Consider the following 26,054-nt stretch of genomic DNA (forward strand, 5'->3'; position numbering starts at 1 on the left):
GGCGGCACCGGCGTATCGAGATGCAGTGGCGACTCAGCGCAAGCCCATCAAGGTGATCAGCTCCCACGCCGTGTGCGCAGCGGCGAGCCCGGTCAGCCCCGCATGGTCGTACGCCGGGGCCACCTCGACGACGTCCGCGCCGACGATGTCCAGGCCGCGGAAGAGCCGCAGCAGCGTGAACATCTCGCGCGTGCTGAGGCCGGCCACCTCCGGCGTACCGGTGCCGGGCGCGTGCGCCGGGTCGAGCACGTCGATGTCGATGGAGACGTAGACCGGCCGGTCGCCGAGGCGGCGGCGTACGCGCTCGGCGATCGCCTCGACCGAGCTGGTCGCGAACTCCTCGCTGCGGATGAGCGCGAAGCCGGCGCGCGCGTCGTCCTCGAGCTCCTCGGGCCCGTAGACGCCGCCACGGATACCGACGTGCTGGCAGTGGTCGAGGTCGAGCAGGCCTTCCTCGGCCGCGCGACGGAAGGGTGATCCGTGCCAGATGTCGGCGCCGTGCAGGACGTCCCAGGTGTCGAGGTGTGCGTCGAAGTGGAGCACGGCCAGCGGCCCGTGGTGCTTGGCGGCGGCCCGCAGCAGCGGCAGCGCGACGGTGTGGTCTCCGCCGAGCGCGACGACCCGCGCCCCGGCGTCGGTGAGCCGCTCCGCGTGCGCCTGGATGTCGTCGATCGCGGCGGGGATGTCGTAGGGCCCGACCGCGACGTCACCGGCGTCGACGACCTGCAGGTCGCGGAACGGGTAGGCGTCGTGGATCTGGTGGTAGGGGTGCAACTGCCGGGAGTTCTCGCGGATGTGCGACGGACCGAACCGCGCACCCGGGCGGAAGCTCGTGCCGGCGTCGAACGGGATGCCGAGCACCGCGATGTCGGCGCGTTCCACGTCCTCGATGCGCGGGAGCAGCGCGAAGGTCGCGATCCCGCCATAACGCGGCATCCCGGGCTCGTCCCGCTGACCGATGATCATCGCCACGCCATCCTCTCGTCGCCGCGCGGATCCTCGACCACCGCGGAGTTGGTCTCACGGAAGACCATGACCGGTCGCTCGACGTCGTACGTCGCCCAGCCCGGGTCGCCGTCGCGGGCGAAGCGCACCCAGGCGGCGTGCATGGTGTCGGCCAGGGTCTGCGGTGCCTGGGGCCCGGCCAGGTCGGCGGCGTGGGGTGCGCGCAAGGTGTCGAAGACGAACGGGATCTCCATCGCGTGGGCCGCGCCGAGTCCCAGGTGGGGGTTCTGCCAGGCGAACTCATAGACCCACGCGGGACCGTCGTGGGCGTCGACCAGGTCGAGCGCCGGCAGCCGGAAGAACGCGTCGCTGAGGAGGGCGACGGCCACGTCGGCCGGTGTCGCGTCGGGACGGTTGGCGCGGTAGACCGCGATGATCTCGTCTGGCACTCCACGCGCCTGCGCCATCTTCGCCAGGCGGGCGTCGGTGATCTCGTCGACGAGCCCCTCGGGCACGAGGAAGAAGCGGTACTCCTCCGTCGTCGTCCCCGTCAGCAGCGGCACCTGCTGCGCGCTCCCGGAGCGGATGGCGGCGAGCGGGTGCTCGGGCAGGATCTCCCCGTCGACCACGGGCACGAACGCCATCTGCGCGGCTGCGATCGACTCGCCGTACTCCTTCGGGGCGGCGCTCACCGCGTTGCCCGCGGCGTTCTGTGCGGCGTTGAGCTCCTTGATGCCGACCGCCGCGATCTCCGTGGCTCGCGGCTCCACACCGAGCTGGCGCGCAACCTCGTCGGTGACGCGTGCTGCGTCTTCGGGCGTCGCGGCGGCCTGGGCCGCGCCGCTCTGCGCGACGGCTCCGGCGAACAAGCCACGTGCGCTGGGCATCGCCATCAGGCTGACGACGCTCATCGCCCCGGCGGACTCGCCGAAGATCGTCACGCGGTCCGGGTCGCCACCGAAAGCGGCGATGTTGTCGCGCACCCACTCCAGCGCCGCGACCTGGTCGAGCAGGCCGCGGTTGACCGGCGCCGGCGCGTCGGGCAGGTAGCCGAACCCGTCCACACCGAGGCGATAGTTGATCGTCACCAGCACCACGCCGTCGCGGGCAAAGGCGCTCCCGTCATACATCCCGGCTGCGCTGTTGCCCATCGTGAACGCGCCACCGTGGATCCACACCATGACCGGCAGCCCGGCCGCATTGTCCGGGGTCCACACGTTGAGCGTCAGCCAGTCATCACCGGGGATCGAGGGCTGGTGCAGGATCCGGGCGTACGGCGGGCTGTACCCCGGCGAGGGCGGGGTGGGCCCGAACTCCAGCGCCGCGCGTTCCCCATCCCACGGGTCCGGAGGGACCGGGGCGGCGAAGCGCCGCTCGCCGACGGGGCTGGCGGCGTACGGGATGCCGAGGTAGCGGGCGACGCCATCCTCGACCGTGCCGCGCACGCGGCCCTGACGTGTCTGCACGACGGGTTCCATCCGGGTCACCGTAGCTGTCCCATCCGCGCGAGCGCCCACTTCCAGTCGATGCGCTCCTGCTCCAGTCGCACCTGCTCGCCGTGACGATCGGTCACGAGGTCCTCATAGAGGTCGCGCTCAGCGCTCGTCAGCCGAGTGAGCTGGGAGCGGGCGGGGCTGGCCTCCCTGCCCCAGCGGTCGCGATGACCCAGCAGGGTCTCGCGATCCATCAGCACCGACTCGGCGTGCGGCAGCCAGGCGCGCAACCGATCGAGGATCGCGAAGCCGTGGGTGTCGAGATCTCCCCAGTAGGCCACCGGGACCCCGGCCAGCCAGGGCAATCGTCCGATCCGGTCGACCTCGAAGCCCTTGCCCCACAGCACCATGCCGCGTTCGGGCACGGGCACGCTGAGGTAGGTGATCTCGTTCTCCACGATCAATGCCGACTGCGGCCGCAGGCCCCAGCGGGCGAGCTCGTCGACCCGGACCGCGACCTCGCTGAGCGACGCAGGCAACCCGACGTCGGCCCCGGCCCGCAAACGCACGAACTCCGCCTTGCTCCGCAGTCCCAGGTCGGCGACGAACGCGCGAGCACTGCCACCGACCTCCAGCATCGAGGCCAGCACCGCTCGGTGCCGCTCGGCGAACTTTGTGTCGACGCCGGGCGCGCTGATCTCTCTCAGGTGGCGGCCGGATCCGCGATGCTCGTCCAGCCAGGAGTAGGCCGCCACCAACCCGGGCCAGACGTCGGCGACGGCGAGGGCGCGCACCGGATGACGCAGAACCCACGCGTGCAACGCGCCGGCACTCTCGGCCTCTGCGAGCATCGCAGTGAACCGCTCGACGTCGGCGCGCACACCGAGCAGCGCCCATGCCTGGTCGTAGGTCTGCAGCACCGCTCGCGTCGGGATCCGGTTGCGTCCGATGTGGCGACCACCGATGTCACCCCACACGAGCCCGTAGCGACTGTCGCCGCGTCGACCATCGTCGAGCTCAGCGATCCACGCACGCACGGCGTCCAGATCGTCGCCGATGTCGCCCGGTCGTGGTCCTCGCACGGGGACCTCGAGGACTCCGAACTCCTCCCCGGCACCGAAGGCACGCAACAGCGACCCGTCGTCCCAACGCCGGCGTACCTTGGCCGCGATGTCAGCGGGACGGGTCCACGGGTGCGCCATCAGCGGGTCGGGGCGCCCGGAGCGGCGCGGTGCCGATCGCGGCGAGCGTGGTATTCCTCGATGGTCATCGTCTGCAATCGCGAAGCGGTGCCGCCGGGATTGTCGACATAACCGATCGAGCGGACGTAGGGCTCGATCACGTGCACCTTCTGCAACGGCGTCACGATCAGCAGCTGCAGGCCGAGCTTGGCGAAGAGCTCGAGTGCGTAGCGGGTCGAGACGTCCGACCCGCGCCCGAATGCCTCGTCGATGACGGCGAACCGGAAGTCGCGCGAGGTCCGCGCGCCCCACTCGAGACCGAACTGGTAGGCCAGCGATGCCGCGAGGATCGTGTAGGCGAGCTTCTCCTTCTGCCCGCCCGACTTGCCGTCGGAGTCGGAGTAGTGCTCCCACTCCTCGTCGGACTCGAGGTCGCGCTCGGAGGCGGAGAAGACGAACCAGTTGCGGACGTCGGTCACCCGCCGGGTCCACGCTCGATCGGCGTCGGAGTAGCCCTCCCGTCCGCGGAACCGGTCGATGATCCGTTTGACGTCCAGGAACCGCTGCTCGGAGTACTGGTCGTCGTCCCCGACGAGCGTGTCGTCGGTGGCGGCACGCAGCTCGGCGCGGAAGGCGGCGACGTCCTGGTTGGGGGTCGGCTGCTTCTCGAGGCGGATGTAGCGACCAGGGTTGTAGGGGATGGCTCCCAGTGCGTCGTTGATCCGTCCGACGCGGACGTCGATCTCCTCGGCCTGCCGGCGCAGCCAGTTGCTGAACTGCGCCAGCTCGCGGATCGTGTTGGTGTTGAGTTGCCGCTTGAACTCCTGCTCGAAACGCGGCAGGTCATCGGTCGCGACCCGTTCGTGGAACGTCCGGAAGTCGGAACGCGCCTCCACGCTGGCGTCCATGTCAACCCCCGCCTCCGGCCAACGCCGCACGATGTCGTTCATGAGCTTGGTGAGGTTGAGCGCCAGACCGTTGAGCTCACCGCCGAGGCGTTCGACCCGTCGGTGCAGCTCCTCGCTCAGCCGATCCGCAGCCTGCCCACAATCCTCGGACCGCGTCGGGACCGCCCGACCGAGACGCTCGCGGAGCGCGGGGTACGCCGACCGGGCGGCATCGCGCTCTGTCTCCGGCCGGGAACCGACCTCCTGCTGGTCGCGGTCGCGCTCGCCCGCCTTGCGTTGCCGCTCAGCCTGCCACCGCGCCAACGCGCCGGTCAGGCGCTCGAGGGTGTCTCCGACCTCCTTCGTGGCGTCTTCGTTGGCTTGCAACGCCTCGGCGATCTCCTGCAACCGGTCGGAGCCGGCCGTGAGCCGGGCGCGCTCGGCGTCGGCGGTCGCCGCGCGGCTGTGCGCCGAAGCGACGTCGACGTCGGACCACGAGCGGTAGGCGTCGAGCCGGGCGAAGGCATCGCCGCGTCGCTGCACCTCGTCGCGCCGGTCCTGGACCCGCGCCACGTCCTCGTCGACAACCGCGCGCTGCTCGGCGACCTGCACGAGCTCGTCCTGCAAGGCAGTGACCTTGCGTTCGTTGGCCCATCCCAGGACCCAGCGACGCGGGTCGTCGACCGGATGACGATCGTCCTTCACGTGCCGCTCTCCGGAGCGGACCTGTCCGTGGAGGGTCACCGCACGTCGGTGGGCACGGAACTCGGCGAGGTCGACGGCACACCGGTGGTCGGCGCGCTTGATCAGCTCGGCGCGCAGGTAGTCGGCGAACGGACCGTCCTTGACCTCCAGACAATCGGCCAGCACCAACCCCTCGTGGTGGTCTCGCTGCAGCGGCACCCGCCGCGCCGCCACCCGTTCGTAGGTCAGGCGGGCGCCGACCAGGCGCCCGTGGGACCCACGCACCTGCAGCCGTCGCCCGTCCACCCACGCGCTCACCGCGTCGTAGTGCTCCTGCGGCACGAGCAACGACAGCGCGAACCCACGCAGCACGCGCTCGGCGGCGCCGCGCCACGCCGCGTGCTCGTCGGCGACGTCGAGCATCTCGCCGGCGTAGGGCAGCTCCGCCGTCGACAGGCCGAGGTCGGCACAGAGCGCAGCCCGCAGCTCGACGTACTCCGGAGGGAGGTTGTCGGTGCGTTGCCGCAGACTCTCGAGCTCCTGCTCGATGCCGGCGGCACGTGTCTGCAGGTCACGAGCGCGCCCGAGCTGCTCGGCGTACTCCGCGTCCAGGGTGCGTTTGACCTCGGCCAGGTCGGGTCGGGCGGAGGCCACGGTCGTGCGCAGTGCGGTGAATCCGGCCGCGTTGTCGATCGGCGCCTGTCCGGCTGCGGTCACTGCCTGATCGAAGTCGACCCGCCGGACCTGGCGCTCCTCGGCGAGCGCCCGCGCCTCGCGCGCCACCCGCTCCAGCTCGCTGATCCGGTCGCCGCCCGCCTGCGCGCGTTCGGCGATCAGTGCGTCACGCTCGTGCGACAGCGCCGCCTGGCTGCGACGGGCGTCGTCCTGCTCGACCTGAAGGCGGTCGGTCTCCTCCTTCAGCGCCTCGATCTCGGCGGTGAGCAGCTCGAGGCGCAGCTCGGCGACGAACTGGCGTACGGCGTCGCGCTGACGCTCGGTCTTGGCGCGCTCGTCCCAGGTCTCGTCGTAGCGGTCGGCCAGGGCGACGATCGGCGTCAGCGCCTCGAGTTGCTCGCGTGCCCGCTTGACGGCGTCGTGGGCGCGGGTGAGGTCGTCGAAGTGCGCGATGATGTCGCGTACCCGCCCGGTCGCGTCGGCCGGCTCCAACATGTGGTCGCGCACGAACTCGTTGAGGTTGCCGACCGACTTCATCGAGACCGTCTGGTGGAACAACTCCAACGCCTGCTCGGAACGGATCCCGAGCAGGCGACGCAGCGCGGTGGAGTACTTCGGGAAGTCGTCGAACACCTCGGCCCCGCCGGCGCGCAGCCGCCGCCGCAGGTCGCGCAGGTCGGTGCCGAAGTCGGCGAAGTCACCGGCGATCTCGAGTGCCTTGGGCGCGGTGACATAGAAGCGGTAGGGCTGGCCGGCGCGCTCCCGCTGTTGGAAGACCTGCGCCAGCGTGATCGTCTCGTCGTACCCGCCGTTGGTGAAGACGCCCAGGATGACGGAGTACGTCGCACCGTCCTGGCGCAAGCCGATCGCGCGCGAGACGCCCGAGGACTCCAGGCGTTCGGACTTGTAGTGACCCTCGACGTAGGAGCGCAGGGTGCGTTCCTTCGACTCCGCTCCGGCCGCCTTGTTGTAAGAGATGCGGTGCGAGGGCATCAGCAGCGTCGTCACCGCGTCCACCAGCGTGGACTTGCCGGAGCCGATGTCGCCGGTCAGCAGCGCGGTGTCTCCGTCGGCGGTGAACCGCCAGACGCGTTGATCGAATGTGCCCCAGTTGAAGACTTCGAGGTGATGCAGCCGGTAGCCGGCGCGGCTGGCGTCGGCGAGCTCGACGGCGGAGAACAGGCCCTCACTCATCGGCGACCTCCCCGGCGTACTCGCGTAGCTTGCCGGCGAAGTCTGCCAGGGTCTGCGCATCGACGTAGGCCTTGAGGATCCGGCGCACCTCCCACTGATCCCGTGCTCCGCGCACCGCGCCGAGGAAGCCGAGCTCTACGGTCTTGGCTATCGTCCGATCGGCTTGATCGACGGTCCTGGCCTCGTTGGACGAGTCGGGCTGGAAGGTGCGCAGCAGCTCGACGATCTCCTCGCGGGACAGCACCAATCGGCCCTCGGTTCCCGACGTCTCGAACTCCAACAGCCGTTTGCGCAACAGCACCAGGAGCAGGCTGACGTTGTAGGTCAGCGCACGGCGACGGACCAATCGTGGCAGCGTGTCCTCACCCTCGATCTCGGGACGGGACTTGAGATAGGCGTAGCCCTCGATCTCGTCGATGACGAGCTCGACCCCGATGGTGGCGAAGTGGTCGCGGACGCCGGCGCCCGAGCGCTGCAGGGTTTGCCACGTCGACTCGTCGTGCTCGCGATAGACCACCCCCTGCATCAATCGGATGATCGCCGCGCCCAGGGCGTGCTCGTCGTTCATCGACGGCTCACCGTCACCTTCGGGAGGCGGGCCCGCCGGCGGATGGCCGGGTCGTTGGGATCAGCGTACTCCACCAGAGTCTCCTCGGACTCGTCCATTTCCACGGACAGATCGGCGTCGGTGAGCGCCAGGTAGCCGACGATCTCGGCCGCCCCCTGCTCGACGGGATACATCGCGATGATGTCGGAGAGCAGAGCGGTCGCCCGCTCAGGGACGACGGCGCGGATGTTGGCCGCCAGGCGGGCGGCGTCGACGAAGGACTGGGCGAACAGCAGGTCGGCTGCGAGGTCCTCGTCGCCGAGCTCGGGCATCGTGCTGCGCACCTCCGCCGCGGCAGGCGGATCGTAGAGGGGACGCTCGAACGGCAGCACGATGTCGATGCCGGGCTGGTCGACGTGCATGCCGAAGTCGGGTGGCGCCGGCCGCACCGCCAGGGCCGCTGTCTCGACCGCGCGGACGAGTTCGAGCACACGCCGGTTCTCCAACCACACCTGGTCGTCGAGGAACCGACGCAGCTGCTCGGAGATCTGGCGCACGGTGCGCTGAGCCCGCTCGGCGGCCTCCGACCAGTCATGGTGGATGGTGCGCAGCCGCACGTCGGCGTCGATCTCGTCCAGCCCGGCGACCTTGCCCAGCAACACCGACAGCTCCTCCTGCCGGGAGTCGGAGAGGAGGAAGTCATAGAACGCCTGGAAGCTGCGGCCCTGGTCGGAGCCAGCGATGTCGGAGCGGGAACCGACGAGGTCGGCGAGCAGCTCCCCCTTCGAACCGTCCCAGCCGGCGATCTTCTCGCGTGCAGCGCGATCGAGCAGGCGGAAGTTCTCCTCCACCTCCCGGAAGTCCGCGAGCAGGTCCCGAGCCGTGGCGGCGAACTGCTGATAGCGGTCGCGTACGCCGGTCGCGTCCAGCACCGGCACCTCGCCAGCTTCCACGGCGAGGATCTGCGCGTCGATCTCGTCACGGCGCCGGCGCAGCTCGACCAGCCGGGCTCGCGGATCGTCATCGGTGCCGTGCACGATCTGGCGCAACAACTCCACGACGGTGTGCAAGCGCGACTCCGTGCCGACGAAGGACCGGCCGCGCAGCGTCGTCACCCACGAGTAGGCCTTCTCCAGGGCAGCGGTGACCTCGTAGTGCACTTCCTCGTCGCCGGCCGGATAGAACCGGCGGAGGTAGCCGGCGTCGGTCGCCGCCCAGTCGTCGAGGTAGGCACGCGGCGACTTCGGGAAGCGAGGGTCCGCCTCGCGGTCGCTCACGGCCGCGTTGACGACATAGAGGTGGTCGTCAAGCGCCGCCACCACCTCAGAGGCGGGGGTCGCACCACGGTTGGCCTCGACGAAGAATTCTCCGAGGAAGGACAAGACCAGGCTGACGTTGCCTGCGCGCAGGAGTCGCCATGCGGCCTGCCGTTCGCGCAGCGACTCGATCTCGCCGTACTCCATTGCACCTCGCTCCTCGTCCCGCCACAGGGTAGGTGGTGCCGCCGACGGCGCCCGGTCAGGACAGGTCGACCGGTTGGCGCAGGATCGTGCGCAGCTTCTCCGGCGCCGTACGCCGCAGGTCGCTGAGGTAGATCTCGTGGTGGCGCCCTCCGAGGGAGTGCCCGGTCTCCGCGATGTGGTCGTGCATCCGCGCGATCAGGGGCGCCTCGTCGTCGAACGGTCCCAGGTGCAGGGTCTGCAGGCAGCGGCCCTCGGCCAACGGCGCGAACCGGAGGTCGGGGAGCCGCGGCGCCCTGCCCTTCGCGGCCACCCGGGCGACCGCGGCGGCGTACGCCTGGTCGTCGAGCCAATCCGGCACTATCAGCAGCAGCGTCTAGGTCCAGCGCGCCTTGTCGGTCTCCGCGCCGTCGGGCACGGTCCACAATCCCTCCAGCGGCGGGACGATGTAGTCCTTCTCGAGCTCTCTTTTGCTGTGGAACTTCAATGCGTACGCCACCGGGTAGAGCGTCTCGACCGCCTCGGTGAACGCCGGCGCGGTGTTGGGGTCGCCCTCGCCGTCGATCATGAGGTACTGCAGCTCCGGCACCTCGACGAAGCGCAGCTCGCCTGCCTTCGCCTGGTAGCTGTCGAGAGACTTCTTGAAGTCGACCTTGGGGCTCACCGGCCCACCTCGCGCGCCACGTCCTCGCCCGAGCGCACCGCACCTTCCATGTAGCCGTTCCACCGCGGTGCGCACTCCGCGCCGGCCCAGTGGATGCGTCCGATCGGGGCGCGCAGGGCCTCGCCGTACGCCGTCCAGACGCCGGGCCCGAAGTGGGCGCCGTAGCAACCGCGGGTGAACTCCTCGGCCATCCAGTCGCGCTCGTAGTAGCCCACCGGCTCAGCGGCATCCGGGCCGAAGGAGCGGACGAGGCACGCGACCAGGGCGGCGCGCCGCTCGTCCGGCGTACGCCGGGCCCAGGTGCGCGCCGCGGCACCCTCGAAGAACCCCATCAGCACGCCCGGGCCCGGCGTCGGCGGTGAGTTGTCGAAGACGACCTTGACCGGTCCGACGTCGGAGGCGACCTGGCCGTTGAGCCCGCGCGCACGCCAGAACGGCTCGGGATAGACCGCGAAAGCCTTGATCACCGAGCCGGCGGGCACCCGCTGGGTCAGCTGGTCGCGCCACGACGGCAGCACCGGGTCGTACTCCAGGCGGCCCGCGAGCGTGGGCGGGAGGGTGACGATCACGTGGTCGGCGGCGTGCACCTCGCCGGCACGTGTCTCGACCCGCACCCCGTCGGCGGTCTGGACGATGCGGCGTACCGGACTCCCGAGCACGACCCGCTCCCCCAGTTCGGCCGCCATCGCCTCGGCGATCCGCACGCTCCCACCGACCACCCGGTCCTGCTGGGCGCCACGGTCGACGGCGAGCAGGGTCTCGAGATCGGCGTTGGAGTGGGCGTAGAAGAGCGCGTGCAACAAGGAGACGTCGGCGGTCTCGGTGGCCCAGACGGCCTCACACGCGATGCGGAAGTACGCCCGCCCCGCCCGGGTGCGCAGGTTGCGCCGTACCCAGGTCTCGAAGGTCTGGCCGTCCAGTCGCGCGGCGTCCGGTGTCGCCCACGGGCGCTCGAGATCCGTACGCCGTGCCAGGCGCTCGAAGCGCCTCAACCCCTGGGCGAGGTCGGCCAGCGCGAACGGCGACAGCGTGGGTACGGCGCCCTTGTGCGCGGCCATCGTGGTCCGCCTGCCCAGCAGCTCGAGGGTGAGGCGTCCCTCGTCGTTGTAGGTCCGGAACGTCGTCAGCCCCAGCTCCGCCACCAGCGCCCGCATGCGGTCGTGACCCTCGCCGATCCACTGACCGCCGAGCTCGAGCGGCGTACCGTCCTCGAGCGTCATCCCCTCGACCCGCCCGCCGACCCGGTGGCGCGCCTCGAGCACGACGACCTCGTGACCGTCGGCAACGAGCTGCCGCGCGGCGGCGAGTCCGGCCAGCCCGGCACCGACCACGACGGCTTTCAGCATGGCGGTCAGGCTAGTGCGACGCTAGGTTGCCTGCCATGGAGGACCGCGGCCCACTCTTCGACGGCATCCGCATCGGACGGCCGGCGACCGGTGCACTGATAGACGCGGGCTACCGGTCCATCGCCGACCTGCCGGCGGACCTGGACGAGCTGCTCCCGTTGCACGGCGTCGGACCGAAGGCGGTCCGGATGCTGCGCGAGCACCGTGACGGAGGCACTCCGACATGACAACGGGGTGGGTTCAATGCAGCCGATGCACCAGACCCACCCCGATCACGCAGGTCCCCGCGCTACCCCGGGCGCGGCATCGACGTGCGCTTCGGCTGCCGCCGGCTGGTCAGTTGGGGTACACATGAGTCATGGGGCCGCGCCCCGCACCGACCGACCCGGTTGTCCCCTCGCCGTCAGGAGAACTGCCATGGCTCGTACGTCCAAGCGCGACCTGCTCGCGTCGCTGCCGTTGTTCCGCGCCTGCTCGCCCAAGGAGCTCAAGCAGATCGAGGCGCTCCTCGACGAGGCTTCGGTGGAGGCCGGCCACGGGCTGACCACGCAGGGCGACGTCGGCACGCAGGCGTTCGTGGTGGTGTCCGGCGAGGCCGACGTCGTGGTCGACGGACGCGTCGTGGCCACCGTCGGCGAGGGCGAGATGATCGGCGAGATGAGTCTGCTCGACCGCACGAGCCGGCGCTCGGCCACCGTGACGGCGAAGACCGCCATGGAGCTCCTGGTGCTCGACCCGCGCAGCTTCTCCACGCTGCTCGACTCCCACCCGAGCGTGACCCGCCAGATCGCCATCGGCCTCGCCGAGCGGCTGCGGACCTACGAGGCACCCGTCGCCTGACCCGAGGGGGAACCGTGCTGGTCCATGAACTGATGACGCCCGACCCGGTCACGACGCGCGCTGCCCGGTCGGTGAAGGCGGCACTGCAGCTGTTGGACGAGAACGACATCACCTCGCTCCCGGTGGTCGACGAGGACCACCGCATCCGCGGCGTGGTCAGCGAGGCGGACCTGCTGCGCGACCTCATCAGCCCGGATCCGCGGCTGCACGTGATGCGCACGATCGAGGACCCGCCACCCCCGTTCACCTTCGTCGAGGACGTGATGAGCTCGCCGGCGGTGACGGTGAAGCCCGACAGCGACCTGACCGAGGCCATCGATCTCGTCCTCACCAAGGGCATGAAGTGCCTGCCGGTCGTCGATGACGACGACCGCGTCGTCGGTGTCCTCAGCCGACGTGACGTCGTGCGGGTGCTCGCACGCGACGACGACGTGCTCGAGCAGGAGGTCGCTGACCTCTTCACCGCCGCGGGGCGTGGCGACTGGGACGTCACCGTCGACCACGGGGTGGCCGAGATCAGCGGTCCGCCGAGCGCGCCCGAGCGCACGCTGGCGACCGCGCTCGCTCGGTCGGTCCCGGGCGTGGTCGGCGTACGCGTCGTCGAGGACGCCTGAACGCATCTGGTCAGGCCGTGAAGACCGCTCCCCCGTCGACGCTGAGCGTCATGCCGGTGACGTAGCCGGCGTCGGGGCCGACCAGATAGACCACCGCGCGGCCGACGTCGGCCTCGGCGTCCCCGGTGCGCGGGATCGAGAACCCGCTGATGATGCGTTCGAGCTGCTGGGGCTTGTCGGCGAAGAACGCCTCGGACGCCGGGCTGAGGACGAACGGACAGACGGCGTTGACGGTGATCCCGTCGCGACCCCACTCCCGCGCCGCGGCGCGCGTGAGCCCGCCGATCGCCGACTTCGCCGCGATGTAGTGCCCGTAGCCGAACAACGTCTGGAACTCCGAGCCGGACCGGAGGTTCACCACCCGGCCGCCACCGCGCAGGTGCGGGTAGCAGGCCCGCATGAACGCCAAGGTGGCGCGGGGTCCGGTCTGCCAGACCAGGTCGAAGTCCTCGTCGGTGATGTCCTGCACCGCCATCCCGGCGCTGGTGGCGACGGCGTTGTTGACCAGGATGTCGACGGTCCCCCAGCGTTCGACGACCTGCGCCACGCACGCGTCGACCTCAGCCGTCACCCGGATGTCGCAGTGAAAGTAGTGCGCCTCGGCGCCCCAACCGCGCAGTCGGGCGGCGGTCTCCTCGGCGGTGATCGCGTCGCGGTCGACGACGGCGACCCGGGCGCCCTCCTTGGCCAGCGCGGTGGCGATACCCTCCCCGACCCCACGAGCGGCGCCGGTCACGATCGCGACCTTCTCGTCGAGCACACCCATCGCACGCCTCCCTCGGCCCGCCGGGCGGGCTATTGACAGTCACTGTCAGATTGACATGGACTATCAGACATGACGATCCGTGTTGTCCAGTGGGCCACCGGCGGCGTGGGCCGCGCTGCCATCGACTGCGTGCGCCAGCACCCCGACCTCGAGCTCGTCGGCTGCTGGGTCCACAGCGCCGAGAAGTCCGGGCGTGACGTCGGCGAGATCCTGGGCGGCGCGGCGATCGGCGTGACCGCGACCAACGACGTCGACGCGATCCTCGCGCTGGACGCCGACTGCGTCGTCTACGCCCCGTTGATGCCCAACGCCGAGGAGGTCGCGGCGCTCCTCGCGTCGGGCAAGAACGTCGTGACGCCCACCGGTTGGGTCTACCCCGACCAGAGCCGGCTCGGCACGCTGCTCGAGGCGTGCGAGCGCGGCGACGCCACGCTGCACGGCACGGGTATCCACCCCGGCGGCATCACCGAGCGCCTGCCGCTGCTGCTGTCCGGCTGGGTCGCCGGTGCCCGCTTCGTGCGCGCCGAGGAGTTCTCCGACATCCGCACGTACGGCGCGCCCGACGTCGTCCGCGACATCATGGGCTTCGGCCTCACCCCGGAGCAGGCGATGGCCTCGCCCATGGCGTCCCTGCTCGGCGCGGGGTTCAAGCAGTCGCTGCGGATGGTCGTCGACGCCATGGGCTTCGGCACCGATGCCCGCACCTCCACCACCGAGGAGGTCGCGGTCGCCGTCCGCCCGATCGACTCCCCCATCGGCGTGATCGAGCCCGGTCAGGTCGCGGCGCGTCGGTTCCGCTGGGAGGCCACCGTCGACGGCGCGCCGGTCGTGTCGGCACGGGTCAACTGGCTGATGGGCGAGGAGGGCTTCGACCCGGACTGGACCCTCGGTGAGGAGGGCGAGCGGTTCGAGGTCGAGGTCGTCGGCGACCCGTCTGTCACCGCGATCATCCGCGGCCTGCAGCCCGAGAGCATCGCCGCCGGTCTGGAGCGCAACCCCGGCGTCGTCTCGACGGCCAACCACTGCGTCAACGCGATCCCGGCCGTCTGCGCCGCCGAGCCGGGCATCAAGACCTACCTCGACCTGCCGTTCTTCACCGGCAAGGCCGCCCCCGACCTCAGCACCGCACGAGGTTGAGCCCGAGCAGATGATCCTCGACAACTTCCGCCTCACCGGCCAGGTCGCGATCGTCACGGGCGCGAGCCAGGGCATCGGGCGCGGCATCGCGATCGGGTTGGCCGAGGCGGGTGCCGACGTCGTGGTCGCGGCCCGGACCGCCGCGGACCTGGAGCCGGTCGTCGCCGCGATCGAGGCGACCGGGCGCCGGGGGCTCGCCGTACGCGCGGACGTGATGGAGGAGGCCGACCGGGCCCGGCTCTTCGAGGCCACGATCGAGGCGTTCGGCCGGCTCGACGTACTGGTCAACAACGCCGGTGGCACGGGGCCGCGGCCGGCGATCGCGACCAGCGAGCGGTACTTCGACACGGCCATGAAGTTCAACGCGACCGTGCCGTTCCTCATGAGCACGGCCGCCGCGCAGTTGATGGTGCGCACAGCCGGCGGCGGGGCGATCCTCAACATCTCCTCGCGCTCGGCCGACATGACGATGAGCGGCATGGCGGCGTACGGCGCGGGCAAGGCGGCTCTCAACCGGCTCACCCAGAACCTGGCCGTCGAGTTCGCTCCCGCCGTGCGGATCAACGCGATCAGCGTGGGCGGCGTCGCGACGAAGGGCCTCGAGGTGGTGCTCACCGACGACGCCCTGCGCGCGCAGTTCGAGGCGAACACCCCGATGCGCCGGGCGGGGCAGCCGGAGGACATCGCCTGCGCGGCGCTCTATCTCACCAGCGCCGCGTCGTCCTGGGTCACCGGCAAGATCTTCCAGGTCGACGGCGGCACCGAGCGCCCGTCCATCGACGTACCCGTGCCACCACTCGGCGGCTGACCGTGGCCGACCCGAAGCCCACCCTGCGCGAGCGTCAGCGGCAGGCGACCCGGGCGCAGGTCCAGGAGGCGGCGCTGGAGCTGTTCGCCGAGCACGGCTACGAGTCGGTGACGATGGAGCAGATCGCCTCGGCCGCCGGGGTCTCGCTGAGCACGCTCTTCCGGCACTCCCCCAGCAAGGAGCACCTGCTCGTCGGTGCCGCCCAGCTCGACACCCACCACGTCGTACGCCACCTGCGCGAGCGGCCGGACGACGAGGCGCCGTTCGACGCGCTCGCGCACGCCATCCTCGGGCGTACGGCGGAGTTCGCTGGCGCGGGCCGCGTGGTGCAGACCTGGCGGCGCGCGATCGCCAAGGCACCCGACCAGCTGCAGCGCGTCAGCGTGCTGAGCGCGGCCGAGCGGCGCGAGCTCACCGAGCTGATTGCAGGGCGCATGGGCCTCGACCCGGCGCGCGACCTCACGCCCGGGGTGTACGTCGCGGTGGCGGCGGCCGCATCGGAGCAGGCCTTCGAGCACTGGCTGACCACCGACGACTCGTTGACCCTGCACGAGCTGTGCCGCCAGGCGCTGCTGGTCACGGGTCTGTGCTCGGACGGGGCCCTCGACGAGGGCGACCCCGACTTGTGACATCTCGCACGAGTTCGCCGGCGCAAACGGTGCGAGATGTCGCAAATCGTGCCCGCATCGCGTGAGAATGCGCCATGAGCGACCGCACCATCCGCACCGCGACTCCCACCGACGCCGACCTCGTGGGTCAGTTGCTGTTCGACTTCAACCACGAGTTCGAGACCCCGTCGCCGTCGGCGGCGGAGTTCGGGCGCCGCTTCGCGGTGCTCCTCGAGCGCGACAACGTGCTGGTCCTGCTCAGCGGCGGCGCGGAGCCGACCGGCTTCGCCTACCTCACGCTCCGCCCCACGCCGTACGGCGATGGTCCGCTGGCGCAGCTCGAGGAGCTCTACGTGCGACCGCCGTTGCGGGACCAGGGCATCGGCACCGTCCTGCTGCAGGCGGCGCTGACGGAGGTCCGGGCACGCGGAGCGGTGGAGATGCACATCAATGTCGACGAGATCGACACCGACACCCGCCGGTTCTACGAGCGGCACGGGTTCGTCAACGTCGAGCCCGGCAAGGACTACCGGATGCTCTGCTACATCCAGGAGCTCTAGCGGAGCGGGCGCTCAGGCGGGGCTGAGCGCCGGCGCCGGCCGCGCGAGCTTGCGCAGCTGCGAGCCCAGGTTGCGCCGGTTGGTCTCGGCGAGCCACCCGTTGGGCAGCGAGAGCCGGACGACCTTGTGCCACGCGCTGCCGACCTGCTGGACCAGCGGGCGCGAGCAGTAGTTCAGCCCGAACTTGTCGAACACCTCCCGCACGCGCGGGGCGATCTCGGCGTACCTGTTGCTCGGCAGGTCCGGGAAGATGTGGTGCTCGATCTGGTGCGAGAGGTTGCCGGCGAGCAGGTGCAGGAGCGGCGGACCGGAGATGTTGGCCGAGCCGAGCATCTGCCGGACGTACCACTGCCCCCGGGTCTCCTCCTCGTCGAGCTGGTCGAGCTCGAAGGCCTCGACGCCCTCGGGGAAGTGGCCGCACATGATGATCGAGTGGCTCCACAGGTTGCGCACCAGGTTGGCGGTGAGGTTGGCCCCGGCCGTCCGGCGCCAGCGCCGACCCGAGAGCAGGGGCCACGCGACGTAGTCCTTCGACGCCTGGCGCACCGCGCGCTTGAGCGTCACCAGCGCCTCGGCCTTCTTCTCCGGGCTCATCTTCCGCTTCTCGCGGATGTGCTCGCCGAAGTCGAGGTCATACATCGCGATGCCCTGCTCGAAGATGCAGGCGGTGACGAAGTTCCAGAACGGCTGGATGAGGTGCCGCTGGCGCCACGGCTGAGCCTCGTCGACGCGCATGATGCCGTAGCCGAGGTCGTTGTCCTTGCCGATGATGTTGGTGTAGGTGTGATGCACCTGGTTGTGGGCGCGCTGCCACTGCTCCGGCGGCGAGGCGTGGTCCCACTGCCACGTCGAGGAGTGGATCTTGGGATCGCGCATCCAGTCCCACTGCCCGTGCAGGACGTTGTGACCGATCTCCATGTTGTCGAGGATCTTGGCCAGCGCGAGAGCGGTCGTCCCCAGCACCCACGTCGCCCGGCCACGGCTCGCGAGGAGGGTGAGGCGCCCACCCAGCTCGAGACCCCGCTGCACGGTGATCAGCCGACGGATGTACGCCGCGTCGCGCTCGCCGCGGTCGTCGAGGACGGACTGGCGGATCGCGTCGAGCTCGTGGCCGAGCAGCTCGACCTCGTCGGGGGTCAGACCGCCCGGCGCCGAGGGAGCGCTCGTGGGAGCCGTGGTGGTGCTCATGGGGTCCATCCTGCCCGGTGGGACCGAACGGGACGCATCAACGGACGATGACGTTCAGCACGACGGTCAGGAGCACGGACAGCACCACCGACACGAGAATCATCAGCAGGCATCCCGTCGCCCCTCCGAGGGGGCGGATCTGCACAGGGCTCATGGTGGGGTGGTAGCCCGTGCCGACCGGGTATATGCCCCGAGCGTGACCACCGCCCCCGCCGCACTCCCCGACCCCACCGACCCCTTCGTCCGCGTCCGGGGAGCCAGCGAGCACAACCTCAAGAACGTCGATGTCGACGTGCCCCGCGACGCGATGGTCGCCTTCACCGGCATCTCCGGGTCCGGGAAGTCGTCGCTGGCCTTCGGCACGTTGTACGCCGAGGCGCAGCGCCGCTACTTCGAGTCGGTCGCGCCGTACGCCCGGCGCCTGCTCCAGCAGCTCGACGCGCCGCATGTGCAGGAGATCAGCGGGTTGCCGCCGCCCGTCGCGCTGCAGCAGCGCCGCGGTGCACCCAGTTCGCGCTCGAGCGTCGGCACGATCACGACGCTGTCGAACCTGCTGCGGATGCTCTTCTCCCGCGCCGGTGACTACCCCGCCGGTGCCGACCACCTCGCCGCTGAGACGTTCTCCCCCAACACCGCCGCGGGCGCCTGTCCGCGCTGCCACGGGTTGGGCGTCGGCCACGACGTCGCCGAGGAGCTGATGGTCCCGGACACCTCGCTGAGCATCCGCGAAGGCGCGATCGCCGCCTGGCCCGGGGCGTGGCAGGGCGCCAACCTGCGCAGCATCGTGACCGGTCTCGGCATCGACGTCGACACCCCGTGGCGCAAGCTCAAGAAGAAGGACCGCGACTGGTTGCTGTTCACCGACGAGCAGCCGTCGGTGTTGGTCGAGCCCGAGCCGGGGCGGATCGACCACGGCTACTACGGCAAATTCTGGAGCGCCCGCAAGCACGTCATGAACGTGCTGGCGAACTCCACCAGCGAGCGGATGCGCGAACGAGCCATGCGCTTCACCCGCTCCCAGACCTGCCCGGAGTGCGACGGCAGCGGCCTGCGGCCCGAGGCCCTCGCCGTCACCGTCGACGGGTTGTCGATCGCTGCCGTCAACGCGCTGCCGTTCACCGAGCTGGCCGAGGTGCTGCGGCCTCTCGCCGCGGAGACCGACGAGACACGCGAGGTCGCGGCGCGGATCAGCGCCGACCTGGTCGCCCGCATCGAGGTGCTTCTCGACCTGGGGCTCGGTTACCTCTCGCTCGGGCGCAGCTCCACCACCCTCTCGCCCGGCGAGGCGCAACGGTTGAGGATCGCCACCCAGTTGCGCTCGGGACTCTTCGGCGTGGTCTACGTCCTCGACGAGCCGTCCGCAGGCCTGCACCCCGCCGACGCCGAGCCGCTGCTCGACGTGCTCGACCGGCTCAAGGCCGCCGGGAACTCGCTGTTCGTCGTCGAGCACGACCTGGACGTCGTACGCCGTGCGGACTGGGTCGTCGACATCGGTCCGGGCGCCGGCGAGGGCGGTGGCCGGATCCTCTACTCAGGCCCCGTGGCCGGGCTCGAGGACGTCGCGGAGTCCGCGACCACCCGCTATCTCTTCGGCCGGGAGCGGCTCAGCGACGCGCTGGACCACGAGCGGCGTACGCCGAACGGGTGGCTGCACCTGCGCGGCGCCTCGCGGCACAACCTGCGCGACGTCGCGGTCGACATCCCGCTGTGCGTGCTCACTGCGGTCACCGGCGTCTCCGGGTCGGGCAAGTCGACACTGGTCACCCAAGTCCTCGCCGAGGTCGTACGCCGCCACCTCGGCCAGTCCCCCGACGACCCCGACGATGCCCAGCTCGAGCTCGAGGTCGCCGACGCCGCCGGGCTGGAGTCGTTCGACCGGCTCGTGCGCGTCGACCAGCGGCCCATCGGGCGTACGCCGCGGTCCAACCTCGCGACCTACACCGGCATGTTCGACGCCGTCCGCAAGGTCTTCGCCGCCACCGACGAGGCCAAGGCGCGCGGGTACGGCGTGGGGCGGTTCTCGTTCAACGTGGCCGAGGGTCGCTGCGAGACGTGTCAGGGCGAGGGGTTCGTCGCCGTCGAGCTGCTCTTCCTGCCCGGCAGCTATGCGGCGTGCCCGACGTGTCACGGTGCGCGCTACAACCCCGAGACGCTCGAGGTCACCTACCGCGACCGCTCGATCGCCGACGTCCTGGCGATGACGGTCGATGAGGCGGCGGGGTTCCTGGACGACGTACCCAGTGCCGCCCGCAGCCTGCAGACCCTGCAGGACGTCGGCCTGGGCTACCTGCGCCTGGGGCAGCCCGCCACCGAGCTCAGCGGCGGCGAGGCGCAGCGGATCAAGCTCGCCACCGAGTTGCAGCGGGCGCGTCGCGGGCACGCGCTCTATCTGCTCGACGAACCGACGGCGGGGCTGCACCCGGCCGACATCGCGCTCCTGCTGCGCCAACTCCACCGGCTCGTCGACGCCGGCAACACCGTCGTGCTCGTCGAGCACGACCTCGACACGATCGCCACCGCCGACTGGGTCATCGACCTCGGGCCCGGCGGCGGCGACGCGGGCGGTCAGGTCGTCGCGACCGGTACGCCGGACGAGGTCGCCGCGTCGACGACGAGCGTGACCGCGCCGTACCTCGCACGGCACCTGCGCTGAGACCGGCCGCGGGCGAGCCTCAGCGGGGCGAGCGCCGCGCGGTGCAGAGGAAGACGCCGAAGTCGCGACCGTCCTTGGCGATGCTCGTCGCGTCCTGGAAGGCGACGTCGGTGAAGCCGGCGCGCCCGAGCTGCTCGGTGAGCTCGACCCGGTCGAAGCCGTGGTGGCCGTCGAAGTCGACCTTGTCGGCGTGGAACGCCCCGTCGCGGTCGCGCTCGAGGTCGGCGATCGCCAGGGTCCCGCCGTCCGTCAGCATGCCGGCCAGGACCGTCAGCAGGGTGTCGAGGTCGCGGACGTGGTGCAACGCCAGGGAGCTCCACACCACGTCGTACTCCCCCTCGAGCCGGTCCTGCGAGAGGTCGGCCTGCACGGCGCGCATCCGGCCGGTCAGCCCCGCGGCCTCGATCCGCTCCTGCGCGACCTGCACCATCCCGATCGACGGGTCGGTCACGGTGACGGACCCGACCCGGTCGGCCAGCAGGATGCTCAGCCGGCCGGTGCCCCCGCCGACGTCGAGCGCGCGGCTCTGCGGACTCAGCGGCACCGTCGAGGCGATGAGTTCGGCCACGGCCTGCTGACGCCGCTCGTGATCGGGGTCGTCGTCCCAGGTCGCCGCGGCGTCGTCGAACCGATCGCCTTCGTGTCCATGCGAATGCCCGTGCCCATGCCCGTGCCGGTCCTCATCCATGGTGGCGACCCTAACGCCGCTCCCGGCCGCTCAGGCGAGCGAGAGGAACAGCTTCTCCATCTTCTTGACGTCGACGCTGTCGAGATCGTCGCCGGCGGTGAGGCACTGCTGCAGCCCCGTGGAGATGATCGCGAAGCCTGCGCGGTCAAGGGCCCGCGAGACCGCGGCGAGCTGGGTGACGACGTCCTCGCAGTCACGGCCCTCCTCGAGCATGCGCAGGACGCCGTCGAGCTGACCGCGGGCGCGCTTGATGCGGTTGACGACGGGGGTCATGGTCGTGGGATCGAGCTCCATCAGTGGCCTTCCTCGACGGCTTGCAGCGACGCCAGAGCAGCGACGATGCGTTGTTTGGCGTCGGCCGCCACCACCTGCAATCCGGGGTCGTCGGCCATCCCCATCATGGTGTCGGGGTTGAACGCCTCGACGACGCTGGTGGACTCGTCGAGGGCGCGGACCACGACGTTGCACGGCAGCACGGCGGCGATCGACGGCTCGGTCGTGAGCGCCTCGTAGGCCAGCGCCGGGCGGCATGCGCCCAAGATGACCTGCGGTGCGACATCGACGTCGAGCTTGGCCTTCAGCGTGGCCTTGAGATCGATCTCGGTGAGGATGCCGAAGCCCTGCTCACCCAGCGCGGCGCGCACCGCCTCCACGGCGGCGTCGTACGGCTGGTCGAGGGTCGCGGCGATGGTGTAGTCGGCCATCAGGCGCTCCTCTCCTGCTCGGCGAGGGCGGCTGCGACGTCGAGGTCGCGGACCGCGGTGATCAGCTGCTCCAGCCCCGCGGCAGGCATCGCCCCGGGCTGGGAGAACACCAGCACCCCGTCCTTGAACGCCATCAGGGTCGGGATCGAGGTGATCTGTGCGGCCGCAGCCAGGCCCTGCTCGGCCTCGGTGTCCACCTTGGCGAAGACGATGTCGGCGTGCGTCTCGGACGCCTGCTCGAAGATCGGGGCAAACATGCGGCACGGGCCGCACCAGGACGCCCAGAAGTCCACCAGGACGATGTCGTTGTCGTTGACGGTGCTCTCGAAGTTCTCGGCACCGAGGTCGATGGTGGCCATGCGGCCCTCCTTCTCGGGACGTGCGGGTCAGGTTCTGTCCGCCCAACCAAGATACCCCCCGGTGTATTCCGAAACCTGCCGGGCAGAACCTCCTCGCCCATCAGGAATACCCCCTGGGGTGTTAACGTTCGGCTCCCTGAATACCCCCCGGCGTATCGGGTAGAGCACTGGATGAAGGAGGACCACACATGAGCAGTACCCCGGAGATCGACATCGCACAGCTCGCCGCCGAGGCGGATCGCGCGAGGGTGATCGACGTCCGCGAATTCGCCGAGTACGTCGCCGGCCACGTGCCTGGCGCCACCCCGATCCCCATGGGTCAGCTGCCCTCGCGGCTCGACGAGATCGACCGCGCGCGGCCGGTCTACGTCGTGTGCGCGTCCGGCAACCGCAGCGCCGCGATGACCGACTTCCTCATCGCGAAGGGCTATGACGCCTACTCTGTGGCCGGCGGCACCGCCGCCTGGTCGCAGGCTGGGCGACCCGTCGAGACCGGCGCACCCGCGCCCTCCTGACCGCCCGCCCACCCCCGCCGTACGACAGCACGGGAGATCCCATGAGCACCGACCTGACCATCGCTACGATCGAGACCGCATCCCTGGGTGACCGCAGCTACGTCGTCCACGACGGCGAGGTCGCCTTCGTCGTCGACCCGCAACGCGACATCGACCGCGTCCTCGACCTGCTCGCCGAGCACGATGTGCGCCTCACCGACGTCTTCGAGACCCACATCCACAACGACTACGTCACCGGCGGGCTCGCCCTGGCAGAGCGGACCGGGGCGGCCTACCACGTCAACGGCGAGGACGAGGTCTCCTTCGCGCGCACCCCGATCGCCGACGGCGACGTCGTCGCGATCGGCGACCGGATCCGGGTGCGCGCGATCGCCACCCCCGGGCACACCTACACCCACCTGTCCTACGCGTTGACCGACGGCGACGAGCCCGTCGCGGTGTTCACGGGCGGGTCGCTGCTGTACGGCGCGACCGGTCGCCCCGACCTGCTGGGCTCCGACCACACCGACGCGCTCGTGCGCCACCAGCACGCCTCGGCCCACAAGCTCGCCGAGCAGCTGCCCGACGCCACCGAGGTCTTCCCCACCCACGGGTTCGGCTCGTTCTGCTCGGCCACCCAGTCCGACGCCACCGAGTCGACGATCGGCGAGGAGAAGCAGGAGAACCCTGCGCTCACCCAGGACGAGGAGACCTACGTCCGCGAGCTGCTCGACGGGCTGGGCGCCTACCCGGCCTACTACGCTCACATGGGTCCCGCCAACGCCGCCGGCCCGGACGCCCCGGACCTGTCCCCTGTCCAGGAAGCCGACGCCACGGAGCTGCGCCGCCGGATCGAGGCCGGCGAGTGGGTCGTCGACCTGCGCACCCGCACCGCCTTCGCGGCCGGGCACGCGCCGGGCACCGTCAACTTCGGGCTCGACGGCGCCTTCGCCACCTACCTCGGCTGGCTGATCGAGTGGGGCACGCCGGTGACGCTGCTCGGTGAGACCGCCGACGACGTCGCCACCGCCCAGCGCGAGCTGGTCCGCATCGGCATCGACCGGCCCGCGGCGCAGGCCACCGGCGGACCCGAGGACTGGGCCACCGGCGAGCTCGGCTCGTTCCCGACCGCCACGTTCGCCGACCTGGCCGACGTGCGCCACCACCGCGAGGTCGTCGTGCTCGACGTACGTCGTGCCGACGAGTACGACAAGCAGGCCATCTCCGGGGCGGTCAACATCCCCATCCACGACCTGCCCAAGCGCGTGGCCGAGGTGCCCGAGGGGGAGGTCTGGGTGCACTGCGCCGGTGGCTACCGCGCCTCGATCGCCGCCTCCTTCCTCGCCGCGGCCGGCCGGAAGCTGGTCGCGATCGACGACACCTTCGACAACGCCGAGAAGGTGAACCTGCACCTGGTCACCCCCGGCGAGCAGGACAGCGGCCAGGACAGCGAGCAGGACAGCACCGAGGGCACCGCCTGAGATGACGCTCGCCCTCGCCGTCGCCGCCGGGCTCCTCATCGGCCTCTCGCTGGGAGCGCTCGGCGGCGGCGGGTCCATCCTCGCCGTCCCGGTCCTGGTCTACCTCCTGGACCAGACGGCGACCCAGGCCACCACCGGGTCGCTGGTGGTGGTCGGCGTGACGTCGCTGATCGGGGCGGTCACCGCGCAGCGTGCCGGCAACGTCCTGCTCGGACGCGGCGCGGTCTTCGGGGCGGTCGGCATCGGCGGGGCGGCGCTGGGCGCGAAGGGGGCGGCGTACGTCGATGACGACGTCCTGCTGGCTGCGTTCGCAGCCCTCATGCTGATCGTCGGCGCCATCATGGCCTGGCGGCAGCTGCACCACGGCCGCCGCGGTGCCCACTCCGCCCGCCCGCACCTCGACGACCCGATCATCTCCTTCAGCCCCACCTTCGCCTGCAACTGCCCGCGGGCGCTGAAGGTGCTCATCACCGCGACCGCCGTCGGGCTGCTGACCGGCTTCCTCGGCGTCGGCGGCGGCTTCCTTGTCGTCCCGGCGCTCGTCCTCGCGCTCGGGTTGCCGATGCGGTACGCCGCCGGCACCTCCCTGGTGGCCATCACCATCACCAGCGCCGCCGCGCTCGCCGTACGCGCCGGTGCAGCCACCGCCCCCGACTGGGGCGTCGTCGCGACCCTCACCGTCGCCTCCGCGGCCGCCGCGGCGCTCGGAGCGCGGGTCGCCGACCGGGCCGACACCGGCCGGCTCCAGATCGCCTTCACCGTGCTCGTCCTCGCCGTCGCGGTCTACACCGGGGCCCGGGCCCTTCCCGCCCTTCTCTGACCTCTCCACCCCTGTCCTACAACCGAGCAAGGAGCTCCCATGTGTCGTCCCACCACCTGCAAGACCTGCGGCAAGACCACCTGGGCCGGCTGCGGCCAGCACGTCGCGCAGGTCAAGGCAACCGTGCCCGCCGACCAGTGGTGCCCCGGCGGGCACCCGAAGGAAGAGCGCCAGGGCGGCGGGTTCTTCAGCCGCCTCTTCGGCCGCTGAGGCCGGGCCGGTCCAGTCGCCGTACCCGACGAGGAACAGCCGCGCCTCGTCACGCGCCTGGGTGCCCGACGGGCCACCCACGGGGATCCGGCCGGCCTCGGTGCGCAACCCGAGCGATCGCAGGTGACGCAGGGCGGGGCGGAAGCCGGTGCACCAGATCACCGCGTCGCACTCCTGCTCCGTCCCGTCGGACCAGGCGACGCCGGTGCGCGTGAGCCGGGAGAACATCGGGCGTGCGACCAGTGCCCCGCGCTCGCGGGCGTCCTTGACGCTGGCCACCATCACGATGTCGCCCAGTCCGCCGACACCGGGATGCTCCCGACCCTGCGCGAGCGCGTCGATCCGTGCGCGGGCGGCAGCGAAGAGCTCCCGGCCGTCGACGTCGTCGGGCAGGAACCGCGGCGGCCGCGACACCACCCACGTCGTCTCGGCGACCGTCGAGACCTCGGCGAGGATCTGGGCTGCGGAGTTGCCCCCGCCCACCACCACGACCCGCTGGCCGGCGAACTGCCCGGGCACCCGGTAGTCGACGGCGTGCAGCTGGCGACCGGCGTACTCCCCCATCCCCGGGTACGACGGCACGAACGGCCGCTCCCACGTGCCGGTGGCCGAGACCACCGTGCGCGCTGAGAGCGTCTCGCGGGTCCCGGCGTGGCTCACGGCCACCAACAGCGGGCCCTCAGGGTCGGCGTCGGCCCGGGTGACGGCCGCGACACGTCGCGGCCGCTGCACCTGCAGGTCGTAGCGCTGCTCGTAGCGGGTCAGGTAGTCCACGACGTGGTCGCGCGGAGGGAAGCCGAGGGCGGCGTCGTCCCAGGGCGGCATCATCCAACCGGGGAGCGAGGAGAAGCCGGCCGGCGAGAAGAGCCGCAGCCCGTCCCACATCCGTGGCCACGCCCCACCGGGCCGCTCGCCGGCGTCGAGGATCACGAAGTCGACGCCGGGCACCAGACCGGCCCGCTGGAGGTAGAAGCCGGTCGCCAGCCCTGCCTGGCCACCGCCGATCACCGCGACCCGGGCACTGTCCGCCATGGGCCGATCATCGCCGGTCGTCTCGAACGGGGGCGAGTCGACACCGCTCGGGCGGCCCGCTACGCTCTATTCCAAT

Annotated in this window: 27 protein-coding genes and 1 pseudogene; 12 read left to right on the top strand and 16 right to left on the bottom strand. The window is 71.1% G+C overall.

The genetic code is table 11. The annotated features are described in order from the left end of the window. Positions 1-33: 33 nt before the first annotated feature. Genes speB through J2S59_RS19065 form a run of 9 tightly spaced genes read right to left on the bottom strand, consistent with a single transcriptional unit; the run spans position 34 to position 11,016 of the window. Entirely contained in the window at positions 34-966 is a 933-nt protein-coding gene (gene speB, locus J2S59_RS19025) for an agmatinase (protein WP_068121293.1), read from the bottom strand. Next, entirely contained in the window at positions 963-2,423 is a 1,461-nt protein-coding gene (locus J2S59_RS19030) for a carboxylesterase/lipase family protein (RefSeq protein WP_068121292.1), read from the bottom strand. Before J2S59_RS19030 ends, speB begins: the two co-directional genes overlap by 4 nt. 5 nt (positions 2,424-2,428) lie before the next feature. Continuing rightward, the gene (locus J2S59_RS19035; RefSeq protein WP_068121284.1) at positions 2,429-3,580 is read right to left on the bottom strand and encodes a Wadjet anti-phage system protein JetD domain-containing protein; all 1,152 of its coding nucleotides are present in this window, start codon (positions 3,578-3,580) and stop codon (positions 2,429-2,431) included. Next, positions 3,580-6,999 carry an ATP-binding protein gene (locus J2S59_RS19040; RefSeq protein ID WP_306825401.1) on the bottom strand — a complete coding sequence of 1,140 codons (3,420 nt, stop codon included), beginning with the start codon at positions 6,997-6,999 and terminating at the stop codon, positions 3,580-3,582. Before J2S59_RS19040 ends, J2S59_RS19035 begins: the two co-directional genes overlap by 1 nt. Continuing rightward, positions 6,992-7,567 (bottom strand): DUF4194 domain-containing protein, encoded by a 576-nt coding sequence (locus J2S59_RS19045; RefSeq protein WP_068123896.1) that lies wholly within the window; start codon positions 7,565-7,567, stop codon positions 6,992-6,994. The genes J2S59_RS19040 and J2S59_RS19045 overlap by 8 nt, the downstream gene beginning before the upstream one ends. Beyond that, positions 7,564-9,009, bottom strand: a complete 1,446-nt coding sequence (locus J2S59_RS19050) for a DUF3375 domain-containing protein (protein WP_306825402.1) — start codon at positions 9,007-9,009, stop codon at positions 7,564-7,566. Before J2S59_RS19050 ends, J2S59_RS19045 begins: the two co-directional genes overlap by 4 nt. 55 nt (positions 9,010-9,064) lie before the next feature. Continuing rightward, entirely contained in the window at positions 9,065-9,367 is a 303-nt protein-coding gene (locus J2S59_RS19055; protein ID WP_246360660.1) for a GyrI-like domain-containing protein, read from the bottom strand. A gap of 15 nt (positions 9,368-9,382) precedes the next feature. Then, on the bottom strand, positions 9,383-9,670 hold the full coding sequence (locus J2S59_RS19060) for a hypothetical protein (RefSeq protein WP_246360656.1): 288 nt from the start codon (positions 9,668-9,670) through the stop codon (positions 9,383-9,385). After that, positions 9,667-11,016, bottom strand: a complete 1,350-nt coding sequence (locus J2S59_RS19065) for a flavin monoamine oxidase family protein (RefSeq protein WP_068125048.1) — start codon at positions 11,014-11,016, stop codon at positions 9,667-9,669. Before J2S59_RS19065 ends, J2S59_RS19060 begins: the two co-directional genes overlap by 4 nt. A gap of 35 nt (positions 11,017-11,051) precedes the next feature. Between J2S59_RS19065 and J2S59_RS19070 the strand changes: the two genes are divergently transcribed. The 3 genes from J2S59_RS19070 (at position 11,052) to J2S59_RS19080 (ending at position 12,470) form a co-directional block, all read left to right on the top strand. Next, positions 11,052-11,243, top strand: coding sequence for a hypothetical protein (locus J2S59_RS19070; protein WP_068125047.1), 192 nt, complete (start codon positions 11,052-11,054; stop codon positions 11,241-11,243). A gap of 190 nt (positions 11,244-11,433) precedes the next feature. Continuing rightward, positions 11,434-11,856: a cyclic nucleotide-binding domain-containing protein gene (locus tag J2S59_RS19075; protein WP_068125044.1), complete on the top strand. Its 423-nt coding sequence runs from the start codon at positions 11,434-11,436 to the stop codon at positions 11,854-11,856. Between the two features lie 32 nt (positions 11,857-11,888). After that, a complete protein-coding gene (locus J2S59_RS19080) occupies positions 11,889-12,470 on the top strand; it encodes a CBS domain-containing protein (protein WP_181642661.1) in 582 nt (193 codons plus the stop codon). Positions 12,471-12,480: 10 nt separating this feature from the next. On the opposite strand, the gene J2S59_RS19085 is transcribed toward J2S59_RS19080, so the two are convergent. Beyond that, entirely contained in the window at positions 12,481-13,236 is a 756-nt protein-coding gene (locus tag J2S59_RS19085; protein WP_068125040.1) for an SDR family NAD(P)-dependent oxidoreductase, read from the bottom strand. Positions 13,237-13,305: 69 nt separating this feature from the next. On the opposite strand from J2S59_RS19085, the gene J2S59_RS19090 reads away from it, so the two are divergent. From J2S59_RS19090 to J2S59_RS19105, 4 genes are all read left to right on the top strand, one after another. Beyond that, on the top strand, positions 13,306-14,373 hold the full coding sequence (locus J2S59_RS19090) for an NAD(P)H-dependent amine dehydrogenase family protein (protein ID WP_068125038.1): 1,068 nt from the start codon (positions 13,306-13,308) through the stop codon (positions 14,371-14,373). A gap of 10 nt (positions 14,374-14,383) precedes the next feature. Next, positions 14,384-15,181 (top strand): glucose 1-dehydrogenase, encoded by a 798-nt coding sequence (locus tag J2S59_RS19095; RefSeq protein ID WP_306825403.1) that lies wholly within the window; start codon positions 14,384-14,386, stop codon positions 15,179-15,181. Positions 15,182-15,183: 2 nt separating this feature from the next. Beyond that, the gene (locus J2S59_RS19100) at positions 15,184-15,810 is read left to right on the top strand and encodes a TetR/AcrR family transcriptional regulator (protein WP_068117872.1); all 627 of its coding nucleotides are present in this window, start codon (positions 15,184-15,186) and stop codon (positions 15,808-15,810) included. A 74-nt stretch (positions 15,811-15,884) separates the two neighbouring features. Beyond that, the gene (locus J2S59_RS19105; protein WP_068117875.1) at positions 15,885-16,349 is read left to right on the top strand and encodes a GNAT family N-acetyltransferase; all 465 of its coding nucleotides are present in this window, start codon (positions 15,885-15,887) and stop codon (positions 16,347-16,349) included. Positions 16,350-16,361: 12 nt separating this feature from the next. Here J2S59_RS19105 and J2S59_RS19110 read toward each other — a convergent pair whose 3' ends face one another. Further along, entirely contained in the window at positions 16,362-17,537 is a 1,176-nt protein-coding gene (locus J2S59_RS19110) for a fatty acid desaturase family protein (protein ID WP_068117878.1), read from the bottom strand. 196 nt (positions 17,538-17,733) lie between these two features. On the opposite strand from J2S59_RS19110, the gene uvrA reads away from it, so the two are divergent. Continuing rightward, positions 17,734-20,190, top strand: a complete 2,457-nt coding sequence (gene uvrA / locus J2S59_RS19115; RefSeq protein ID WP_306825404.1) for an excinuclease ABC subunit UvrA — start codon at positions 17,734-17,736, stop codon at positions 20,188-20,190. A gap of 19 nt (positions 20,191-20,209) precedes the next feature. Here uvrA and J2S59_RS19120 read toward each other — a convergent pair whose 3' ends face one another. Genes J2S59_RS19120 through trxA form a run of 4 tightly spaced genes read right to left on the bottom strand, consistent with a single transcriptional unit; the run spans position 20,210 to position 21,941 of the window. Beyond that, positions 20,210-20,878, bottom strand: coding sequence for a class I SAM-dependent methyltransferase (locus J2S59_RS19120; protein WP_068124058.1), 669 nt, complete (start codon positions 20,876-20,878; stop codon positions 20,210-20,212). A 30-nt stretch (positions 20,879-20,908) separates the two neighbouring features. Then, positions 20,909-21,172 (bottom strand): metal-sensitive transcriptional regulator, encoded by a 264-nt coding sequence (locus J2S59_RS19125; protein WP_068124056.1) that lies wholly within the window; start codon positions 21,170-21,172, stop codon positions 20,909-20,911. After that, a complete protein-coding gene (locus J2S59_RS19130) occupies positions 21,172-21,582 on the bottom strand; it encodes a DUF302 domain-containing protein (RefSeq protein WP_068124054.1) in 411 nt (136 codons plus the stop codon). The genes J2S59_RS19125 and J2S59_RS19130 overlap by 1 nt, the downstream gene beginning before the upstream one ends. Then, positions 21,582-21,941: a thioredoxin gene (trxA, locus tag J2S59_RS19135; RefSeq protein ID WP_068124052.1), complete on the bottom strand. Its 360-nt coding sequence runs from the start codon at positions 21,939-21,941 to the stop codon at positions 21,582-21,584. Before trxA ends, J2S59_RS19130 begins: the two co-directional genes overlap by 1 nt. Before the next feature lie 188 nt (positions 21,942-22,129). Here trxA and J2S59_RS19140 point away from each other — a divergent pair, with 188 nt between their 5' ends. Genes J2S59_RS19140 through J2S59_RS19155 form a run of 4 tightly spaced genes read left to right on the top strand, consistent with a single transcriptional unit; the run spans position 22,130 to position 24,946 of the window. Continuing rightward, positions 22,130-22,456 (top strand): rhodanese-like domain-containing protein, encoded by a 327-nt coding sequence (locus J2S59_RS19140; protein WP_068124050.1) that lies wholly within the window; start codon positions 22,130-22,132, stop codon positions 22,454-22,456. A gap of 41 nt (positions 22,457-22,497) precedes the next feature. Next, on the top strand, positions 22,498-23,916 hold the full coding sequence (locus J2S59_RS19145; RefSeq protein ID WP_068124048.1) for an MBL fold metallo-hydrolase: 1,419 nt from the start codon (positions 22,498-22,500) through the stop codon (positions 23,914-23,916). 1 nt (position 23,917) lies between these two features. Then, positions 23,918-24,736 (top strand): TSUP family transporter, encoded by an 819-nt coding sequence (locus J2S59_RS19150; RefSeq protein ID WP_068124046.1) that lies wholly within the window; start codon positions 23,918-23,920, stop codon positions 24,734-24,736. Positions 24,737-24,775: 39 nt separating this feature from the next. Next, entirely contained in the window at positions 24,776-24,946 is a 171-nt protein-coding gene (locus tag J2S59_RS19155; protein ID WP_181642506.1) for a DUF8730 family Cys-rich protein, read from the top strand. 51 nt (positions 24,947-24,997) lie between these two features. Here J2S59_RS19155 and J2S59_RS20410 read toward each other — a convergent pair. Continuing rightward, positions 24,998-25,978, bottom strand: a pseudogene (locus tag J2S59_RS20410) (ArsO family NAD(P)H-dependent flavin-containing monooxygenase); the annotation flags it as partial. Between the last annotated feature and the right edge of the window lie 76 nt (positions 25,979-26,054).

Origin of the sequence: Nocardioides massiliensis, assembly GCF_030811215.1 — a bacterium.
GTDB classification, from domain to species: domain Bacteria; phylum Actinomycetota; class Actinomycetes; order Propionibacteriales; family Nocardioidaceae; genus Nocardioides_A; species Nocardioides_A massiliensis.

Coding starts and splice junctions, on each gene's coding strand:
- speB (WP_068121293.1), bottom strand. CDS start 966: ATGATCATCGGTCAGCGGGACGAGCCCGGGATGCCGCGTTATGGCGGG.
- J2S59_RS19030 (WP_068121292.1), bottom strand. CDS start 2,423: ATGGAACCCGTCGTGCAGACACGTCAGGGCCGCGTGCGCGGCACGGTC.
- J2S59_RS19035 (WP_068121284.1), bottom strand. CDS start 3,580: ATGGCGCACCCGTGGACCCGTCCCGCTGACATCGCGGCCAAGGTACGC.
- J2S59_RS19040 (WP_306825401.1), bottom strand. CDS start 6,999: ATGAGTGAGGGCCTGTTCTCCGCCGTCGAGCTCGCCGACGCCAGCCGC.
- J2S59_RS19045 (WP_068123896.1), bottom strand. CDS start 7,567: ATGAACGACGAGCACGCCCTGGGCGCGGCGATCATCCGATTGATGCAG.
- J2S59_RS19050 (WP_306825402.1), bottom strand. CDS start 9,009: ATGGAGTACGGCGAGATCGAGTCGCTGCGCGAACGGCAGGCCGCATGG.
- J2S59_RS19065 (WP_068125048.1), bottom strand. CDS start 11,016: ATGCTGAAAGCCGTCGTGGTCGGTGCCGGGCTGGCCGGACTCGCCGCC.
- J2S59_RS19070 (WP_068125047.1), top strand. CDS start 11,052: ATGGAGGACCGCGGCCCACTCTTCGACGGCATCCGCATCGGACGGCCG.
- J2S59_RS19075 (WP_068125044.1), top strand. CDS start 11,434: ATGGCTCGTACGTCCAAGCGCGACCTGCTCGCGTCGCTGCCGTTGTTC.
- J2S59_RS19080 (WP_181642661.1), top strand. CDS start 11,889: ATGACGCCCGACCCGGTCACGACGCGCGCTGCCCGGTCGGTGAAGGCG.
- J2S59_RS19085 (WP_068125040.1), bottom strand. CDS start 13,236: ATGGGTGTGCTCGACGAGAAGGTCGCGATCGTGACCGGCGCCGCTCGT.
- J2S59_RS19090 (WP_068125038.1), top strand. CDS start 13,306: ATGACGATCCGTGTTGTCCAGTGGGCCACCGGCGGCGTGGGCCGCGCT.
- J2S59_RS19095 (WP_306825403.1), top strand. CDS start 14,384: ATGATCCTCGACAACTTCCGCCTCACCGGCCAGGTCGCGATCGTCACG.
- J2S59_RS19105 (WP_068117875.1), top strand. CDS start 15,885: ATGAGCGACCGCACCATCCGCACCGCGACTCCCACCGACGCCGACCTC.
- J2S59_RS19110 (WP_068117878.1), bottom strand. CDS start 17,537: ATGAGCACCACCACGGCTCCCACGAGCGCTCCCTCGGCGCCGGGCGGT.
- J2S59_RS19120 (WP_068124058.1), bottom strand. CDS start 20,878: ATGGATGAGGACCGGCACGGGCATGGGCACGGGCATTCGCATGGACAC.
- J2S59_RS19125 (WP_068124056.1), bottom strand. CDS start 21,172: ATGGAGCTCGATCCCACGACCATGACCCCCGTCGTCAACCGCATCAAG.
- J2S59_RS19130 (WP_068124054.1), bottom strand. CDS start 21,582: ATGGCCGACTACACCATCGCCGCGACCCTCGACCAGCCGTACGACGCC.
- trxA (WP_068124052.1), bottom strand. CDS start 21,941: ATGGCCACCATCGACCTCGGTGCCGAGAACTTCGAGAGCACCGTCAAC.
- J2S59_RS19140 (WP_068124050.1), top strand. CDS start 22,130: ATGAGCAGTACCCCGGAGATCGACATCGCACAGCTCGCCGCCGAGGCG.
- J2S59_RS19145 (WP_068124048.1), top strand. CDS start 22,498: ATGAGCACCGACCTGACCATCGCTACGATCGAGACCGCATCCCTGGGT.
- J2S59_RS19150 (WP_068124046.1), top strand. CDS start 23,918: ATGACGCTCGCCCTCGCCGTCGCCGCCGGGCTCCTCATCGGCCTCTCG.
- J2S59_RS19155 (WP_181642506.1), top strand. CDS start 24,776: ATGTGTCGTCCCACCACCTGCAAGACCTGCGGCAAGACCACCTGGGCC.